Raw genomic sequence first — 18,659 nt, 5'->3', positions numbered from 1 at the left:
TTCGTTGGCGATGGCGCCGACGATGTTGCCGGGCTTGACGCCGTGTTCATGACCGACTTCGATGCGATAAGTCTGTGTCGTGTGTGCGGCGAAATCTGCCTTGGTCGGACGCGCGCGTTCAACGTGCTCAGTACGCTCAGTACGCTCAGTGCGCTCGGTACGCTCGGTACGTTCCGGACGTTCCTTGCGCTCGCTTCGTTCCGCACGCGGTGCAGCACCTGCGACGCCGCCGTCGCGGCTGATCTGCAATTGCTGGCCGGCCACGCGCACCGATTTCAGATGATCGATCAGGTCCGGCGGCATGTCGTCCGGCAGATCGAGGACGCTGTAGTCGTCATAGATTTCGATGCGGCCGATGTGCTTGGAATCCATGCCGGCTTCATTGGCGATGGCGCCGACGATGTTGCCCGGTTTGACGCCGTGCTGATGGCCGACTTCGATGCGGAAGGTTTGCATGCCGGGATCGGCGGCGCGGACGATGCGCTCCTTGGACGCGTAGCTTGGACGCTCGCCACGATCATTGCGATCATTGCGATCACCGCGCTCGGGACGCTCGCCTCGTTCTGCCCGCGGTGAACGATCAGGACGCTCGCGCGGTGCGCGGTCGTCGCTGCGCACGAACTCCGGCTCGCGCTGGTTCTTGTCGAGCAGCAGCGGCACGTCGCCGCGGGCCATCTTGGCCAGTGCGGCGGCGATGTCGACGGCGGTGACGTTTTCTTCGCGCTCGTAGTCTTCGATCAGCGAGCGGAAGACGTCGAGTTCGCCGGCGGCCAGCGTTTCGCCGATCAGTTCCTTGAAGCGCGCCACGCGCACGTCGTTGACGGCCTGCACGCTTGGCAGGTTCATTTGCGTGATCGGTTGGCGGGTCGAACGCTCGATGCTCTTGAGCAGGTTCTTTTCGCGCGGGGTGATGAACAGGATCGCTTCGCCGCTACGGCCGGCGCGGCCGGTGCGGCCGATGCGGTGGGTGTAGCTTTCCGGGTCGTAAGGCACGTCGTAGTTGATGACGTGGCTGATGCGCTCGACGTCGAGTCCGCGTGCAGCGACGTCGGTGGCGATCAGGATGTCGATCTGGCCGTCCTTCAGTTGCTGGATGGTGCGTTCGCGCTGCTGCTGCTGGATGTCGCCGTTGATGGCGGCGGCGGCAAACCCTCTTGCCTTCAGCTTGCCCGCGAGTTCTTCGGTGCCGAGCTTGGTGCGCGAGAAAATGATCAGGCCGTCGAACGGTTCGACTTCCAGGATGCGCGTCAACGCGTCGAGCTTGTGCATGCCGCTGACCAGCCAGTAGCGCTGACGGATGTTTTCGGCGGTGCCGGTTTTGGCGGCGATGGTGACTTCGGCCGGATCGCGCAGGTAAGTCTGGGCGATGCGCTTGATGGCGGACGGCATGGTGGCCGAGAACAGCGTGGTCTGGCGCGTGGCCGGGGTCTTTTGCAGGATCGATTCGACGTCGTCGATGAAACCCATGCGCAGCATTTCATCGGCTTCGTCGAGCACCATGGTCTTCAGTTGCGACAGGTCGAGCGAGCCCTTGTCCAGATGGTCGATCACGCGCCCGGGCGTGCCGACCACGACGTGTACGCCGCGTCGCAAGGCGCTCAGCTGCGGGCCGTAGCTCTGGCCGCCGTAAATCGGCAAGACGTGGAAACCGGGGATGTGCGTGGCGTAGCGCTGGAAGGCTTCAGCCACCTGGATCGCCAGTTCGCGCGTCGGCGCCAGCACCAGCGCTTGCGGCACGGTCTGGCGGATATCGATGCGCGACAGGATCGGCAGCGCAAATGCGGCGGTCTTGCCGGTGCCGGTCTGGGCCTGGCCCAGGACATCGCGGTTGCTGAGCAGGATAGGGATGGTCGCGGCCTGGATCGGCGACGGCGATTCGTAACCGAGCTCTTTCAGGACGCGCAACAGCGGTTCACTGAGATTGAGGTCGGAAAACAAGGGAAGGGGGGCTTCGGACATGAGGACTCACTGGTTCTTTTTTGGGACCGCAGGGCGCGGCCGCATGGGATGCAGTTTACCCGCTTGTGACGCGCTCAGCGATGTTAAGTTGCAGCCGCGCGTGTGCCGGCGGCCGAAATGGGCGCTTTCTTGACCGGTGACAAGTGGAGATGTTGCCTGAGAGACAAACAATGCCCGACGACAAGAAATAGGGAATCAGGCGAAAAGCGGATGAAAAGCCGGCCGGGAGGGATTTTACGGGAAAGTATTCGGTGTCAGTTGCAGCGGCGAGCCTTGCACGCCGGCATGCACCAGGCGGCGCGCGACACCGGTAATGTTGGCTTCCAGTTCACGGAAGGTGCGCATCGGGCCGATCGCATTGAACATTTGCGAGGCCAGTTTGATCAGCGCTTCGTTGGAGATGAAGCACTCGCGATTGACGAACTCCACGCATACAGAAAAAATCACGCCGGCGTTGGTCAATTTCACTTCGGTAACAGACTGCGACATGGCTTTTCCTTTAATCGGATAATCGACCTATAGTGCGCGTAAGTCCTGCGAATAGCAACCAAAATCGGCGATCGCCCGGCGCTGGCGCGGCTTCCGGAAGGATTGGCCGGGTTCACTGCAGACAATGTATAATAGAGGCTCGTTGGGCGGTTTCGCCCTTTTTCGGACCGGCCTGCAACATCATCTTCAAAGCGTGCCAGTCTCCACTCTTTCCGGCCGCGCCAGCCTTTCGTTTCACTTGTTTTCCGGCACGCGGCCCGTCCTGTAGCAGTCCTGCCGCCGGCGACATTGTGCATCCGGCGCCAAGTTTCTCCGCATGTCTGCACGTGCACGCGGTGCTGCTCCCGGGACGGAAAGCACAACCGCACTGGTCCGCTCAAGCGGTAACCGGCCCCTTTTTTCTGCGATCTTCGGCGGATGTTGTTGCAGCTTCTTGCAAGCTGCCGCCTGCCGGTCGCCTTATTTGGAAACCACCATGGCTAAAGAAGAACTACTTGAAATGAACGGCCTCGTCGAAGAAGTCCTGCCCGATTCGCGCTTCCGCGTGAACCTGGAAAACGGCCATCGACTGATCGCCTACACCTCCGGCAAAATGCGCCAGAATCATATCCGCATCCTGGCCGGGGACAAAGTTACACTGGAACTGTCTCCCTACGACCTGAGCAAAGGCCGCATCACTTTCCGTCATCTGGAAAAGCGCGGACCGGTCGGCGGCGGACAGCAACGTCGTCGCTACTGATATCTCGATCCGTAACGAGATTCCAATGCCTACCGCGACACCTCTGGAGCGCAGTAATGGCGCTGCGGCGATTTCCGCCAAGGCAGTCGCATTGGCCGCTGCGCTGGAAGTCGAGCTGGTCGAATGCGTCTGGGATATCGGCGCCGACCTCACGCATGAACATGCGCACCGGCTCGACCTGATCACGGCGGCGAAATCCGTGCGCGTGTATTTTCCGGATCTGGAATTGACCTCGTCCGGAAATGCGTCACGCGCCAAGCGCACTGAAGAACGCCTGCAGCGCGCGATCGTTCAGTTGCAGCAGCGCACGCCGGCGCCGACCTACGGTTATCGCTGAACGCATACGGGCATATCGCGAATTAAATCTCGATATGTTTAGGTAATCTTCAGGTTTACCTGTATATTTAAATTTGCACTTACATCAAGTCGTCGTTATTGTTGGTCTCTTCTCTTGAGCTCGCTTGCGAGCCTCCTCTGTCGGACTCTCTTCGGTTACATCTTTCTTGGTCTCGGGTGCGCTTCGGGCGTTGTCCCTCATTTTTTTTCAAGGAAGTAATAACATGTCTACAAGTCAAACAGGTACGGTCAAGTGGTTCAACGATGCAAAGGGCTTCGGCTTCATCACGCCTGATCAAGGCGGCGACGATCTGTTCGCGCATTTCCAGGACATCCAATCGAACGGTTTCAAGAGCCTGGCCGAAAACCAGCGCGTCTCGTTCGAGCGCGGCACTGGTCCTAAGGGCGAAAAAGCCACCAATATCAAAGCGATCTAATCGCATGATGTAACGTGAAGACCAAGGTCTTCGCGACATCCAAGTCCGGGATTCACAAACTGACGGCACCATGCAGATAGCATGGGTCGTTGATGGAAAAATTCCCGGCACCGCAGTTTCTGCGGAATAACAAAGCTCGCTACGGCGGGCTTTGTTGCATTCCGGGCCGACATGTTTCAGCTATCATCGCCGCATGGGCGCGGGCAATGGCTACGCGACCTCCGCACCAGCTTCCTTGAGGAATGAGAGCGCGCCTGAAACCATTTTCCGGAATGCTGCTAGAATCAACTCATCGTTTTATTATTTGCATTCATCCTTCATGTTCATCGCCGCCCTGTCCTGCCTGTTGTCGCTCAGCCTGTATGTCCTGGCTGCGCAGACGCATGCGCGCGCAGTCGCAGCCGGTAAACAAAAGAAACAGTCGCTCATCTGACCGGGGCGCGCTGTCCTGTCAGGTGGGCTGACAGGATGGCCAACGCAGACCGGACACGTTCCCCTCGCTAGTTCTCCTTGCACCTGCCGACAGACATTCAACGGTCTGTAATGCAGTACATTTTCATGGAGAGCAGCAATGCGTTCTTTCGACGGTATCTGGATTCCCCTGGTCACGCCTTTCCACGACGGCAAGATCGATTTCCCCGCTTTGCAGGCGCTGGCGCGCAGCATGTTCGACGCCGGCGTGTCCGGTCTGGTCGCCTGCGGTTCGACCGCTGAGGCGGCCGCACTCGACGACGGTGAACAACTGACGGTGCTCGACGCCGTCCTTGATGCGGTGCCGGGCTGTCCGGTGGCGATGGGACTGGCCGGTAATCGTCCGGTTGCAATGCTGGAAAAGATGCAACAAATCCAGCAGCGCCCGATCGCGGGATTGCTGATTCCGGCGCCGTATTACGTCCGCCCCTCGCAGGAAGGCTTGCGTGCGTTTTTCCTGGGGATGGCCGATGCTGCCGAGGTGCCGGTGATCGTCTACAACATCCCGTACCGCAGCGGCATCAACATCGACGCCGCCACCATCCTCGCACTCGCCGGCCATGAGCGCATCGCCGCCGTCAAGGATTGCGGCGGCAGCGCGGCGGCCACCATGGACCTGATCGCGCATGGCGGTTTGCAAATTCTGACGGGAGAAGACGAACAGATTTTCACCACGCTATGTCTCGGCGGCAGCGGCGCAATCACGGCAGCGGCGCACATCCGTCCCGACTTGTTCGTGCGCGTGGCGCAGTTGGTGCGCGCGCAACGCCTGGCCGAAGCACGCGAGCAATTCTATGAATTGCTGCCGCTGATCCGCCTGCTGTTCGCCGAGCCGAATCCCGCCATGATCAAGACGGCGTTGGCGATGATGGGCATGCTGCGCGACGAATTGCGCGCACCGATGCTGTCCAGCTCGCCGGCGCTGCACGAGCGCCTGCGTCGCGAGCTGTCGCGGCTCGGTTGCCTGTAGGCGCCCGGCCAAGGCAAGCCCGCCACGGCGGGCCGCTGGCGAGGCCCTGCTTGACATACGGACAACATCGCCGCTGAACGCGGCACATTGTTCATTGTTACAAATCGCCAACATGAGGCAGCGAACCAAGTTTTGAAGGTCCCGTCATATCTCTATCGTACTGTGTCGAGGAGGTCATGTGGCAAACCTGGAATCGCATCAAGCACAACCAGCCCAACAACAAGCGCACCAACCGCGCTGGCGCATCGCCGATCTGGATTTCTCGCGCATCGATCGGCAACGCGTGCGTGACGATGAAAACACTTTCTATCTGGTGACCTGCGCCTCGTTCGTCGAAAGCGGCTCCGATCTGTATACCCACAACCTGGTCGACTTCTTCCACGACAATGAAAAAGTCGCGGCCTGGCTGCGCGAACAATGGGAAGTGGAAGAGTTGCAACACGGGGCGGCCTTGCGCGCTTACGTCGAGCACGTCTGGCCCGAATTCGACTGGCAACAAGCCTACGACAGCTTCCTCGCCGAGTACGCGGACTACTGCAAGGTCGAGCTGCTGGAGCCGACCAAGGCGCTGGAGATGGCCGCGCGCTGCGTGGTCGAGACCGGCACTGCGACCTATTACCGCGCATTGTCGCGCAGCGTGCAGGAACCGGTGCTGCAGGAGCTGGCGGCGCGCATTTCCAACGATGAGGTCAATCACTACAAGCATTTCTATCAATACTTCCGCCAGTACCGCCGGCGCGAAGGCATCGGCCGCTCGCGCGTGCTCGGCACACTGAGTCGCCGCACGCTGGAAATGCGCAACGAAGACGCCGACTGCGCCATTCGCCATGCGCTCAAATTCCGCGATAATGCGCGCCGGCGACGTCGCTTATTTAAGAGAACTGAGCGCGCGCATGAATGCCACCGTGCGCACCAATTTGACGCCGGACATGGCCTTGAAGATGCTCATGCGCCCGCTGGAGCTGCCTCCCAAGGTGCAAACCTGGGTGCAATATCCTATCCGCCAACTGATGCATTACGTGTTTTTGCGCTAAAAACAAACACAAACCCTGCAATTTGCTCCGTTCTGGGGCGATTCTTCGTTTACCGCACCGCCACCATTTTTAGCATCACTAAAATGGTGCGATAGTGCGCGAGGGCTTCTGCAAAGCCGGAAAAATCACAAGAGATTGATCGGAACTCACTTCGTCAATAGGCGTGAGTGCGAGCTTGTCCTGTTTGGGATGAGATGCAAGGCGCGAATCGGGGTCAAGACTGGACGTCTTGGCCCCGATTCGTAACGCAGCAGATCGCCCAAACAGGCCGCTCCCTTCGGGTTCTTCCCAGAGAGGGCGCTGGCCGCGTTGCACTCCTTGCGCGTAGCACTGCTACGCGATGCGTCGCGCGCCTTGCCAGTGCCCTCTCTGGGAAGAACGCATCTCACGCCTATTGACGAAGTGAGTTCCACTGTCATTGGCACGCATTCTGCTAAAGCAGGAAGGCAGTCAACAAAACTCTCATTGATTCTTCTAACTGTAGGAGCACTTCATGTCACGTCGTACTATCCTAAAAGCAACAGCACTCGGCGCGTTCGCACTTGCAGCTTCTTCCTGGCTCCCTGCCGCATTCGCTGCGGACACCATCAAAGTCGGCATCCTGCATTCATTGTCAGGCACCATGGCCATCTCCGAAACATCGCTCAAAGATGTGGCGCTGATGACGATCGATGAAATCAACGCCAATGGCGGCGTCAACGGCAAGAAACTCGAGCCCGTGATCGTTGACCCTGCATCCAACTGGCCTCTGTTCGCTGAAAAAGCGCGCCAGCTGATTTCGCAAGACAAGGTTTCCGTTGTGTTCGGCTGCTGGACTTCGGTCTCGCGCAAATCGGTGCTGCCGGTTTTCAAGGAATTGAACAGCCTGCTGTTCTACCCGGTCCAGTACGAAGGCGAAGAGTTGGAAAAGAATGTCTTCTACACCGGCGCAGCGCCTAACCAGCAAGCCATTCCTGCCACCGAATACCTGATGTCGAAAGAAGGCGGCGGCGCCAAGCGTTTCGTCCTGCTGGGCACCGACTACGTGTATCCACGCACCACCAACAAGATTCTGCGCGCCTTCCTGCACAGCAAGGGCGTGAAGGATTCCGACATCGACGAAGTCTACACGCCGTTCGGTCACTCCGATTACCAGACCATCGTCGCCAACATCAAGAAGTTCGCAGCCGGCGGCAAGACTGCAGTGATCTCGACCATCAACGGCGACTCCAACGTGCCGTTCTACAAGGAACTGGGCAATGCCGGCCTGAAGGCGACCGACGTGCCTGTCGTGGCGTTCTCGGTGGGTGAAGAAGAACTGCGCGGCGTCGACACCAAGCCGCTGGTCGGCCACCTGGCTGCCTGGAACTACTTCGAATCCGTGAAGAACCCGGTCAACACCGCCTTCATCAAGAAGTGGAAAGCCTACGCCAAGGCCAAGGGTCTGCCGAACGCCGACACCGTCGTGACCAACGATCCGATGGAAGCGACTTACGTCGGTATCTACATGTGGAAGCAAGCGGTTGAAAAAGCCAAGACCACCGACACCGACAAGGTGATCGCAGCGATGGGCGGCCAGACCTTCAAGGCGCCGTCCGGCTACACGCTGGAAATGGACAAGACCAACCATCACCTGCACAAACCAGTGATGATCGGCGAAATCAAGGCCGACGGTCAGTTCAACGTGGTCAACAAGACCAAGACCACCATCCGTGCGCAACCATGGAGCCCGTACATTCCGGGCAACGAGAGCAAGCAAAAGATGTAATGCAGGCGCTTGCCAAGTTTGGTTAGTTGAGCAGTTCCCGCTGCATGTTCCATGTAGCGGTTTGCAAGACCTTGCACCGGGCGTCCGACATCCCGCCCGGTGCAATCCATGCCGCATCCCTCATTGGAATGCATGCATGAATCTCAGATAAGCGTCGTGAGACCGACTTTCTTTCCGTCTTGCCTTGCCACCGAAAAGAACCATGAGACTTCTCCCCAAGATAATTGCGTCCGCCTTGCTGACAGGCTGGCTGTGCACCCAGGCGATCAGCGCGCATGCCGCGATCGATCCGGCGCTGCTCAAGCCGCTGGCCGGCGACGACCCTGACGCGCGCATCGCCGCCGTCACGCAGATTGCTGCGCTGGCCAATGCCGACGCGCAAAAGATCCTCAACGCCATCAACAGCGATGCGCTGTACGCCACGCCTGCCGGCGACGTGCTGATCATTGAAGACAGCGACGCCTTCAATCCTGCCACCGACAAGACTGGCCCGGCGCCTGACGACGCCGAAGGCATTACCGTCAACAACCGCCTGCGCGGCGTGGTCGAAGGCGCGCTATCGGGACTCAAACTGTTTTCGCCGGACCGCGCCACGCGCCTGACCGCCGCGACCGAATTGCTGAAGACCGCCGACGCCGCACAAACCCCATTGATCAGCAAAGCGCTGGCGGCGGAAAAAGATCCGCAAATCCAGGAAGTGCTGAAGCAGGTCGTCGCCACCGCCAACCTGCATGCACCCGATGCAGCCACGCGCAAGGCCGCCGTCAAGGCCCTCGCAGAGACCACCAACGCCAGCCTGAAACCGGTGCTGGAACAGATGCTGGCCAAGAATCCCGACGGCAGCTACGTCGAAGCCGATGAAGGCGTGCGCATTGAAGCCGTGCGCACCGTGTCGGCACTGGATCGCCATCTGACCATCACCGAGTTCGTCGGCAAACTGTTCTACGGCGTCTCGCTGGGCAGCGTGTTGTTGCTGGCCGCGCTCGGGCTGGCGATCACCTTCGGCCTGATGGGCATCATCAACATGGCGCACGGCGAACTGCTGATGATCGGGGCGTACACGACTTATGTCTGCCAGCTGGTGTTCCGCAAATTCTTCCCCGGCGCAATCGACGCCTACATAGTGGTCGCGTTGCCGGCCGCCTTCATCGTCGCCGCTGCGGTGGGGATTGCACTGGAACGTCTTGTGATCCGCTGGCTCTACGGCCGTCCGCTGGAAACCTTGCTGTGCACCTGGGGTATCAGCCTGATGCTGATGCAGGCCGTGCGCTCCATCTTCGGCGCGCAGAACGTCGAGGTCGCCAACCCTAGCTGGATGTCGGGCGGCATCACGGTGCTGGGTTCGCTGGTGCTGTCGTACAACCGTATCGTGATCATCTTCTTCGCGCTGTTCGTGGTGTTCGCGGTGTGGCTGATCCTGAACAAGACGCGCCTCGGCCTGTTCGTGCGCGCCGTCACGCAAAACCGCCGCATGGCCGATTGCGTCGGCGTCTCGACCGGCAAGATCGACATGATGACCTTCGGCCTCGGCTGCGGCATCGCCGGTCTCGGCGGCGTCGCGCTGTCGCAGCTCGGCAACGTCGGCCCCGACCTCGGCCAGGGCTACATCGTCGACTCCTTCATGGTGGTGGTGCTGGGCGGCGTCGGCCAACTGGCCGGCACCGTGATCGCCGCGTTCGGCCTGGGCGAAGTGAACAAGTTCCTGGAACCGGTCGCCGGCGCCGTGCTGGCCAAGATCGCCATCCTCGTATTCATCATCGTGTTTATCCAAAAGCGCCCGCAAGGCCTGTTTGCACTGAAAGGCAGGAGCGTGGAATGAGTACCCTCAATCTCCCATTGAAACCTTCGCTGTTTTCGCGTCCGGCCTGGATAGCGATCGTGGTCTTCACCGTGATCCTCGGGCTGTTGCCGATCCTCAATCTGATCTTGCCGGCCGGCCATCCGCTGTCCATCTCCAGCTACACCATCGCGCTGATCGGCAAGTTCATGTGCTACGCGATGGCGGCGCTGGCGCTGGATCTGGTGTGGGGTTACACCGGCATCCTGTCGCTCGGCCACGGCGTGTTCTTCGCACTGGGCGGCTATGCGCACGGCATGTACCTGATGCGCGCCATCGGCCATGATGGCGTGTATCAGAGCGACCTGCCGGACTTCATGGTGTTCCTCAACTGGAAGGCCTATCCGTGGTACTGGTGGATGACCGAGCACTTCTGGTTCGCCATGCTGCTGGTGGTGCTGGTGCCAGGCGTGCTGGCCTTCGTGTTCGGTTACTTCGCCTTCCGTTCGCGCATCAAGGGCGTGTACTTCTCGATCATCACGCAAGCAATGACCTTCGCCTTCATGCTGCTGTTCTTCCGCAACGACACCGGCTTCGGCGGCAACAACGGCTTCACCGACTTCAAGCGCATCCTCGGCTACACCATCACGGCGCCGTCGACCAAGGCGGTGCTGTACCTGGTGACGCTGGCCTTCCTGCTCGGTTCGCTGCTGCTGTGCCGCGCCATCGTGACCTCGAAACTGGGCCGCGTGCTGCAGGGCGTACGCGACTCCGAATCGCGGCTGATGTTCATCGGCTACAACCCGCTGTGGTTCAAGCTGTTCGTGTGGACCTTGTCGGCGGTGCTGTGCGGCATTGCCGGTGCGCTGTATGTGCCGCAAGTGGGGATCATCAACCCGTCGGAAATGTCGCCGGCCAACTCGATTGAAATGGTGATCTGGGCCGCCGTCGGCGGACGTGGTTCGCTGCTCGGCCCCATCATCGGCGCGTTCACCGTCAATGGCCTGAAGAGCTGGTTCACTGCCGCTTTCCCGGATTTGTGGCTGTATGCGCTGGGTCTGATCTTCATCCTGGTGACGCTGTTCCTGCCGCAAGGCATCCTGGGGCTGATCAAGAAACTCAAGAAGCAAGATCCGCAAGACCGCATCAAGGAGGCCGCATGAGCGAAATGTATAACCGCGCAGCGCCGCAAGACAGCGTCGACAACAACGAGCACGCCGACCACGGCACCTCGTATGCGCGCATCAAACCGGAGGGCGTCGACACCACGCACGGCGCCATTCTTTATCTGGAAAACATCACTGTCTCGTTCGACGGCTTCAAGGCGATCAACAACCTGAACCTCGACATCTCGGTCGGTGAACTGCGTTGCATCATCGGTCCCAACGGCGCCCGGCAAGACCACCATGATGGACGTCATCACCGGCAAGACGCGACCCACGGCGGGCACGGCTTTCTTCGGCCAGAGCATCGACCTGACCAAGATGACCGAATACGAAATCGCCCACGCCGGCATCGGCCGCAAGTTCCAGCGACCGACAGTGTTCGAGCAGCATTCGGTTTTTGAGAATCTGGAAATGGCGATGAAGATGGACAAGCGCGTGAAGACGACCTTGTTCGCGCGCCTGAACTCGGAGCAGATCGGCAAGATCGAAGAGATCCTCAAGCTGATCCGCTTGAACGGCCAGGAAAACCGCGTCGCCGGCCTGCTCTCGCATGGCCAGAAGCAGTGGCTGGAGATCGGCATGCTGCTGATGCAGGAACCGCAATTGCTGCTGCTGGACGAACCGGTGGCCGGCATGTCCGACGCCGAAACCGTGCGCACCGCCGAGCTGCTCAACGAGTTGCGCGGCAAGCATTCGATCATGGTGGTGGAGCACGACATGGGTTTCGTCGAAGAGATTTCGCAAGGCGGCAAGGTGACCGTGCTGCACGAAGGCGCGGTGCTGGCGGAAGGCACGATGCAGCAGGTGCAATCGGACGATCGCGTGATTGAAGTGTATCTGGGCCGATAAGCGGAGACGAAAAAATATGTTGCAAGTCAATCAACTGAATCAATACTACGGCGCCGCGCGGCCGGCAACGTCACGCTGGAAGGCCGCGACATCACCAAGCTCAAGCCGCACCAACGTGCAGGACTGGGGATTGCGTATGTGCCGCAAGGCCGTGAGATCTTTGCACGCCTGACCGTGGAAGAAAACCTGCTGATGGGCATGGCCACCAAATCCGGCCGCAAGGCGTCGACGATCAAGGGCGAAGTCTATGAACTGTTCCCGGTGCTGAAGGAAATGCTGCACCGTCGCGGCGGCGATCTGTCGGGTGGGCAGCAACAGCAACTGGCGATCGCCCGTGCGCTGTTGGCCGAACCGAAACTGATCATCCTCGATGAGCCGACCGAAGGTATCCAGCCGTCGATCATCAAGGACATCGGCCGCGTCATCAGCCTGCTGCGCCAGCGCGGCGACATCGGTATCTTGCTGTGCGAGCAGTACTTCGATTTTGCGCGTGAACTGGCCGACACCTTTGTCGTGATGTCGCGCGGCGAAGTGGTGGCGTCGGGCGTGCAGGCGGAGATGGATAACGAAAATGTAAAGAAGCACCTGGCGGTGTAACAGGACAAGTGCATGGCCGCATACCCCGCATTGCTGTATTGCCGGATCATCAAGTCCGGCAGATGTTCGCGGCGTGCGTTTTGCTTACAGGTCTGCTATAAACGAACGTCCACGCCGCAGCATCCTCACGTCGCACAATCCGCATAATCCGCACAATCAGAACATTGCATGAAACGCATCATCGATCCTGCCGCTGCCGTCACGGAATCGGGCCAGACCGCCGCCGTCGCCGCACCTGCGTCACGCCATCAGCAGGCGCGGCTGACGCTGGGCTTCGCCGACGATGCCGGCACCACGCGCATGATCGAGCGTAGCCACTTCGGCCCGTTGCGCGTGCAGAAGCCGCTGTATCCGGAGCACCCTGCCGTCTGCCACGCCGTCATCGTGCATCCGCCGGGCGGCATCCTCGGCGGCGACGTGCTGAACATCACTGCGCATGTCGGCGACAAGGCCCACGCGTTGCTGACTACGCCCGGTGCGGGAAAATGGTATCGCGCCAACGGCTTCGTCTCGCAGCAGCAAGTTGCACTGACTGCAACGGCTGGAGCCGCAATGGAGTGGCTGCCGCAGGAAACCATCTTCTTCAACGACGCCGATGTGCGCATGGAACACCAGGTCGAGCTGGCTGCCGACGCGACCTATATCGGCGGCGAGATCCTCTGCTTCGGCCGCACCGCGTCGGGTGAATCGTTCACTGACGGTCGCGTCAGCCAGCGCACCAGCATCCGGCGTGACGGCAAACTGGTGTGGTTCGAGCAAGGCGCCTTGCGCGCAGGCACGTCGTCGATGACGAGCCCGCTGGCTTTGGCCGGCTATTCGGTCAGCGCTACCTTGATAGCGGTCGGCTTGCCGCTCAACGCCGCTTTCCTCGGCGAACTGCGCGAACAAACCAGCGCGCTGGCCCATGACGGCCGCAGCGGCGCGACGCAAATGAAACAGGTATTGGTGCTGCGTTATCTGGGCAACTCCAGCCAGGTTGCGCGGCAATGGCTGACGCATGCATGGCAGCGCATTCGTCCGGAATTGATGCAGCGTGAGGCGATCGTGCCGCGCATCTGGAATACATAAGCAAGCGACAGAAAGAATCAAGGAGAACGCATGGAACTGACCCCGCGGGAAAAAGACAAGCTGCTGATTTTTACGGCGGCCCTGGTGGCTGAACGGCGCAAGGCGCGCGGCCTCAAACTGAATTATCCGGAAGCAGTGGCGCTGATCACGGCCGCCATCATGGAAGCGCGCGCGACGGCCGCACCGTCGCCGAGCTGATGTCCGAGGGCACCAAGATCCTGTCGCGCGCCGACGTCATGGATGGCGTGGCGGAGATGATCCCTGACATCCAGGTCGAAGCGACTTTCCCGGACGGCAGCAAGCTCGTCACGGTTCACCACCCGATTCCTTGAGGAGCGCTGAGATGATTCCAGGAGAAATGCTGGTTGAGCCGGGCGACATCGAACTCAACGTCGGCCGCCGCACCGCGAGCGTCACCGTCGCCAACAGCGGCGACCGTCCGATCCAGGTCGGATCGCACTTTCACTTTTTCGAAACCAATCCGGCGCTGAAATTCGACCGCCAGATCGGTTACGGCATGCGCCTGAACATCGCCGCCGGCACCGCGGTCCGCTTCGAGCCGGGCCAGGAACGCACGGTGGAACTGGTGGCGTTGGCCGGCGATCGCAAGGTCTATGGTTTCAACGCCAAGGTGATGGGCGCACTCGACAAGAAGGGAAATAAATAATGGCCAAGATTTCGCGTCAGGCTTATGCCGAGATGTTCGGCCCCACCGTCGGCGACCGTTTGCGTCTGGCCGATACCGAGTTGTTCATCGAGGTCGAGAAGGATTTCACGACCTACGGCGAAGAAGTCAAGTTCGGCGGCGGCAAGGTGATCCGCGACGGCATGGGCCAGTCGCAGCGCAACTATAAAGACGTCATGGACACCGTCATCACCAATGCTGTGATCGTCGACCATTGGGGTATCGTCAAGGCCGACATCGGCTTGAAGGGCGGCAAGATTGCAGCCATCGGCAAGGCCGGCAATCCGGACATCCAGCCCGACGTCACCATGGCCATCGGCGGCGCTACCGAAATCATCGCCGGTGAAGGCATGATCGTCACCGCAGGCGGCGTCGATACCCACATCCACTTCATCTGCCCGCAGCAGATCGAAGAAGCGCTGATGAGCGGCGTCACCACCATGATCGGCGGCGGCACCGGGCCTGCAGTCGGCACCGCGGCGACAACTTGTACGCCGGGTCCGTGGCATATCCACTCGATGCTGTCGGCGGCGGATGCATTCCCGATGAATCTGGGCTTCCTCGGCAAGGGCAACGTCAGTCTGCCGACACCATTGGAAGAACAGGTCCACGCCGGCGCCATCGGCCTGAAACTGCATGAAGACTGGGGCTCGACGCCTGCTGCAATCGACAACTGCTTGTCCGTCGCGGATCGCCTCGATGTGCAGGTCGCGATCCACAGCGATACCCTCAACGAAGGCGGCTTCCTTGAGCATACGCTGGCAGCCTTCAAGGATCGCACCATCCACACCTTCCATACCGAAGGCGCGGGCGGCGGTCACGCACCGGACATCATCGCGGCCGTAGGGCAAAGTAATGTCTTACCGTCGTCGACCAATCCGACGCGTCCCTACACAGTCAACACGCTGGACGAACATCTGGACATGCTGATGGTTTGCCATCACCTGGATCCTGCCATTGCCGAAGACATCGCCTTCGCCGAATCGCGCATCCGTCGCGAAACGATTGCTGCAGAAGACATCCTGCACGACATCGGCGCGATCTCGATGATGTCGTCCGACTCGCAAGCGATGGGCCGCGTCGGCGAAGTGATCATGCGCACCTGGCAGACCGCGCACAAGATGAAGACGCAGCGCGGCTCGCTGGCGCAAGATCCGTCGCGCCACGACAATTTCCGCGTCAAACGCTATATCGCCAAGTACACCATCAACCCGGCGATCACGCATGGCATTTCGCATGTGGTCGGTTCGCTGGAAGTCGGCAAGGTCGCCGACATCGTGCTGTGGAAGCCGGCCTTCTTCGGTGTCAAGCCGTCGATGATCCTCAAGAGCGGCATGATCGCGGCGGCACAAATGGGTGATCCGAATGCGTCGATCCCGACGCCGCAACCGGTGCATTACCGGATGATGTTCGGCGCTTACGGCGGCGGCTTGAAGACCTCGATGACCTTCGTCTCGCAATCCGCGTTCGATGCCGGTATCGGCGACATGCTCAAGCTGAACAAGCCGGTCGTGCCGGTGAAAGGCATGCGCAATCTGCGCAAGCGCGACATGATTCATAACGGCGCGACGCCGAAGATGGAGGTCGATTCCGAAACCTACGAAGTGCGCGCCGACGGCGAGTTGCTGGTGTGCGAACCGGCCAAGGTGCTGCCGCTGACGCAACGTTATTTCCTGTTCTGAAAAAATACTATGCTGACCCTGAACACCAAGATCGAACACGCCGAAAAGATCGACGGCGAATTGCTGTTGCCTTACGACCAGCGCGAGAAGAGCCGCCTGCGCGCGACCATGACCTCGGGCGAAGAAGTCGCGGTCTTCACCCTGCGCGGCACCGTACTGCGCAATGGCGACCTGCTGCGCGGCGACGACGGTCGCGTGGTCAAGATCAATGCCGCCAGGGAGGCTACCTATCGTGTAGAGGCGAGTTCGCCGCATCAGTTGCTGCGTTGCGCTTTCCACCTTGGCAATCGTCACACGCAGGCGCAAGTCGGCGAGGGCTTCCTGCGCATCCGCAAGGATCCGGTGCTGAAAGAAATGCTGGAAGGCCTGGGCGCGCTGGTGCTTGAAGAAGAAGCCGCTTTCGAGCCGGAGTCGGGTGCCTACGGCGGCGGTCATCACCATCATGGCGACGACCATCATCACCCGCTGGCTCCCATCCCCGTGCGTCAGAAGATTCATCGCCCCGGCGACAAATCCTGATTCGCGGAAACTTCCATGCAAGCACAAGCCCTGCTCCATCTGCTCCAGCTAACCAGCCCGTCGCTGCCGATCGGCGCGTACAGCTATTCGCAGGGACTCGAGGCAGCGATTGAGAACGGCACCGTGAAGAACGAGGCCGGTGCGCGTGCGTGGATCGTCGATTCGTTGCATGAAGTAGTCGCCAGGTTTGAAGCGCCGATTTTGTGGCGTTTGCTGCAGGCCTTCGACGCGCGCGATACTGATGCGGTGGCATTGTGGAACGAACGCTTTATCGCCGCGCGCGACACGGCTGAGTTCCGCGCCGAGACCATACAGATGGGATATTCACTGAGCAAGCTGGCCGTCGACCTGAAGATCGGCGACCAGCCTTTGCTTGATCTGTTGCAGGCGCAAGGCGAAGTCCCGTTGCCGACGGCGTTGGCCTATGCTGCGGTAGCGCTGAACGTCCCGCACGACGCTGCCCTGCTCGGCATGTTGTTCGCGTGGGCGGAGAATCAGGTACTGGTCTGCGTCAAGTCGGTTCCACTCGGCCAGGTTGCCGGCCAACGTTTGCTGCTGTCCCTGCAACCGGAGCTCGAGGCTGCAGCGAAGACCGCGCAGGAGCTGGCTGACGATGAATTGTCGAACTGGTCCCCGGGCTTGTCGCTGCTGTCGATGCAGCATGAAGTGCAATACAGCCGCTTGTACCGTTCTTAGTGTTGATGTCCTGTCGGTCCATCAGAGTCATTTTGAATTTTTATAGAATCCGTCTTTAATCGAGATAAACATGAGCAATCCATCCTCCCCCAATCCATTGCGCGTCGGCATCGGCGGCCCGGTCGGTTCCGGCAAGACCGCGCTGTGCGAAATGCTGTGCAAGCGCATGCGCGACCATTACGACATGGCCGTCATCACCAACGATATTTACACCAAGGAGGACATGGAGATCCTTCTGCGCGCCGACGCCTTGCCCGCGGAACGCCTGATGGGCGTGGAGACCGGCGGTTGCCCGCATACGGCGATCCGTGAAGACGCCTCGATCAACCTGGAAGCGATTGCGCGCATGAGCGCGGATTTCCCGGATCTGGACCTGATACTGGTAGAATCCGGCGGCGACAATCTGGCGGCGACGTTCAGCCCCGAGTTGTCGGACCTGACCATTTACGTGATCGACGTCGCCGGCGGCGAGAAGATTCCGCGCAAAGGCGGCCCCGGCATCACGCGTTCGGATCTGCTGATCATCAACAAGACCGATCTGGCGCCGTATGTCGGCGCCAATCTGGACATCATGGCCCAGGATGCCAAGCGCATGCGTGGCGACCGGCCGTTCGTGTTTACCAATTTGCGCAGCGGTGACGGCGTGGAGACGGTGATTGCATACATTCGCAAGCAGGGCTTGCTGGATGAGAAGAAGTAAAGTTAAGACTGCTTGCTATTCTGGTTCGTTAGGCGCATGAGCGCATTCGCAAGATTCATTTGAAGGAGAAAAACATGTTTCGTATTCCCGGCAAGACTGTCGCGCGCGCAAGCGCATTGACCATCGCAGCGCTGGCCAGCACCAGCGTGCTGGCCCATCCCGGCCACCCCGATTCGCTGGTGTCTGCGTCGATGAGTTTCGGCGCCGGCTTCAGCCATCCGTTTTCAGGCGTGGATCATTTGCTGGCGATGCTGGCGGTTGGTTTGTGGGCGGCGCAAAACAAGCGTTCGGCGATGTGGGTCTTGCCGCTGGCGTTTCCGCTGATGATGGTAGTCGGCGCGCTGTTGGCGTTTTCCGGCTTGAGCATCCCCGCCGCTGAAACCGGCATTGCCGCTTCCGTCGCGGTGCTTGGCTTGTTGATCGCCTTCGCCGTGCGCATGCCTTTGTGGGCGAGCACGGTCGTGGTGTCCTTGTTCGCCGTGTTCCACGGCTATGCACACGGCAGCGAATTACCGCACGGTTCGTCGGCTGCGCTGTATGGCATCGGTTTCGTGCTTGCCACGGCGTTGTTGCACGCGGCTGGGCTTGGCATCGGCCTGTTTGCCGGCAAGCAGATGGCCGATAAAGTTGTGCGCATCGGCGGTATCGGTATTGCTGCGGTCGGCGCTTATTTGTTGGCGGCTGGTTGATTGATGTAACTGATGGTGGCGTGGCATTCCAGGATGCCCGGCGCCACCG

At 60.3% G+C, this 18,659-nt stretch carries 17 protein-coding genes and 4 pseudogenes; 19 read left to right on the top strand and 2 right to left on the bottom strand.

Annotated features, from left to right (window positions below):
- Both HLUSI_RS0124980 and HLUSI_RS0124975 read right to left on the bottom strand, forming a co-directional pair.
- Positions 1-1,959 (bottom strand): DEAD/DEAH box helicase (locus HLUSI_RS0124980; RefSeq protein ID WP_029364011.1); only part of this gene is annotated, 1,959 nt, incomplete at its 3' end.
- A gap of 234 nt (positions 1,960-2,193) precedes the next feature.
- Positions 2,194-2,448 carry a DUF1488 family protein gene (locus tag HLUSI_RS0124975; protein ID WP_016836530.1) on the bottom strand — a complete coding sequence of 85 codons (255 nt, stop codon included), beginning with the start codon at positions 2,446-2,448 and terminating at the stop codon, positions 2,194-2,196.
- A gap of 475 nt (positions 2,449-2,923) precedes the next feature.
- Between HLUSI_RS0124975 and infA the strand changes: the two genes are divergently transcribed.
- The 19 genes and pseudogenes from infA (at position 2,924) to HLUSI_RS0124880 (ending at position 18,610) form a co-directional block, all read left to right on the top strand.
- Positions 2,924-3,187 (top strand): translation initiation factor IF-1, encoded by a 264-nt coding sequence (infA, locus tag HLUSI_RS0124970; protein ID WP_007881321.1) that lies wholly within the window; start codon positions 2,924-2,926, stop codon positions 3,185-3,187.
- A gap of 25 nt (positions 3,188-3,212) precedes the next feature.
- Positions 3,213-3,524, top strand: coding sequence for a hypothetical protein (locus HLUSI_RS0124965; protein WP_083831047.1), 312 nt, complete (start codon positions 3,213-3,215; stop codon positions 3,522-3,524).
- A gap of 223 nt (positions 3,525-3,747) precedes the next feature.
- Positions 3,748-3,960 (top strand): cold-shock protein, encoded by a 213-nt coding sequence (locus HLUSI_RS0124960; protein ID WP_016836527.1) that lies wholly within the window; start codon positions 3,748-3,750, stop codon positions 3,958-3,960.
- Between the two features lie 193 nt (positions 3,961-4,153).
- On the top strand, positions 4,154-4,393 hold the full coding sequence (locus HLUSI_RS33185; RefSeq protein WP_157138007.1) for a hypothetical protein: 240 nt from the start codon (positions 4,154-4,156) through the stop codon (positions 4,391-4,393).
- A 138-nt stretch (positions 4,394-4,531) separates the two neighbouring features.
- Positions 4,532-5,401: a 4-hydroxy-tetrahydrodipicolinate synthase gene (gene dapA, locus HLUSI_RS0124950; RefSeq protein ID WP_016836525.1), complete on the top strand. Its 870-nt coding sequence runs from the start codon at positions 4,532-4,534 to the stop codon at positions 5,399-5,401.
- Positions 5,402-5,588: 187 nt separating this feature from the next.
- Positions 5,589-6,435 (top strand): annotated as a pseudogene (locus HLUSI_RS30665) (ferritin-like domain-containing protein).
- 493 nt (positions 6,436-6,928) lie between these two features.
- Positions 6,929-8,182, top strand: coding sequence for an urea ABC transporter substrate-binding protein (urtA, locus tag HLUSI_RS0124940; RefSeq protein ID WP_029364010.1), 1,254 nt, complete (start codon positions 6,929-6,931; stop codon positions 8,180-8,182).
- 202 nt (positions 8,183-8,384) lie between these two features.
- Positions 8,385-10,001 (top strand): urea ABC transporter permease subunit UrtB, encoded by a 1,617-nt coding sequence (urtB, locus tag HLUSI_RS0124935; RefSeq protein ID WP_029364009.1) that lies wholly within the window; start codon positions 8,385-8,387, stop codon positions 9,999-10,001.
- A complete protein-coding gene (gene urtC, locus HLUSI_RS0124930; protein WP_029364008.1) occupies positions 9,998-11,122 on the top strand; it encodes an urea ABC transporter permease subunit UrtC in 1,125 nt (374 codons plus the stop codon). Before urtB ends, urtC begins: the two co-directional genes overlap by 4 nt.
- Before the next feature lie 5 nt (positions 11,123-11,127).
- Positions 11,128-11,974 (top strand): annotated as a pseudogene (gene urtD / locus HLUSI_RS30660) (urea ABC transporter ATP-binding protein UrtD).
- Positions 11,975-12,031: 57 nt separating this feature from the next.
- Positions 12,032-12,571 (top strand): annotated as a pseudogene (locus HLUSI_RS30655) (ATP-binding cassette domain-containing protein); the annotation flags it as partial.
- A gap of 168 nt (positions 12,572-12,739) precedes the next feature.
- The gene (locus tag HLUSI_RS0124915; protein ID WP_016836519.1) at positions 12,740-13,639 is read left to right on the top strand and encodes an urease accessory protein UreD; all 900 of its coding nucleotides are present in this window, start codon (positions 12,740-12,742) and stop codon (positions 13,637-13,639) included.
- 30 nt (positions 13,640-13,669) lie between these two features.
- Positions 13,670-13,971: pseudogene (locus HLUSI_RS30650) on the top strand (urease subunit gamma).
- 11 nt (positions 13,972-13,982) lie between these two features.
- Positions 13,983-14,306, top strand: a complete 324-nt coding sequence (locus tag HLUSI_RS0124905) for an urease subunit beta (protein ID WP_029364007.1) — start codon at positions 13,983-13,985, stop codon at positions 14,304-14,306.
- A complete protein-coding gene (ureC, locus tag HLUSI_RS0124900; RefSeq protein ID WP_016836516.1) occupies positions 14,306-16,006 on the top strand; it encodes an urease subunit alpha in 1,701 nt (566 codons plus the stop codon). Before HLUSI_RS0124905 ends, ureC begins: the two co-directional genes overlap by 1 nt.
- A gap of 9 nt (positions 16,007-16,015) precedes the next feature.
- On the top strand, positions 16,016-16,525 hold the full coding sequence (ureE, locus tag HLUSI_RS0124895; RefSeq protein WP_016836515.1) for an urease accessory protein UreE: 510 nt from the start codon (positions 16,016-16,018) through the stop codon (positions 16,523-16,525).
- Positions 16,526-16,540: 15 nt separating this feature from the next.
- Positions 16,541-17,221 carry an urease accessory protein UreF gene (locus HLUSI_RS0124890; protein WP_016836514.1) on the top strand — a complete coding sequence of 227 codons (681 nt, stop codon included), beginning with the start codon at positions 16,541-16,543 and terminating at the stop codon, positions 17,219-17,221.
- Positions 17,222-17,291: 70 nt separating this feature from the next.
- Entirely contained in the window at positions 17,292-17,921 is a 630-nt protein-coding gene (gene ureG / locus HLUSI_RS0124885; RefSeq protein ID WP_029364006.1) for an urease accessory protein UreG, read from the top strand.
- A gap of 74 nt (positions 17,922-17,995) precedes the next feature.
- A complete protein-coding gene (locus tag HLUSI_RS0124880; RefSeq protein WP_016836512.1) occupies positions 17,996-18,610 on the top strand; it encodes a HupE/UreJ family protein in 615 nt (204 codons plus the stop codon).
- The last annotated feature ends 49 nt before the right edge of the window (positions 18,611-18,659 follow it).

It is taken from the genome of Herbaspirillum lusitanum P6-12 (genome assembly GCF_000256565.1).
Lineage (GTDB): Bacteria > Pseudomonadota > Gammaproteobacteria > Burkholderiales > Burkholderiaceae_D > Herbaspirillum > Herbaspirillum lusitanum.
Note: the sequence above shows the minus strand (reverse complement) of the source record. Positions and strands in the feature narration are given on the sequence as shown.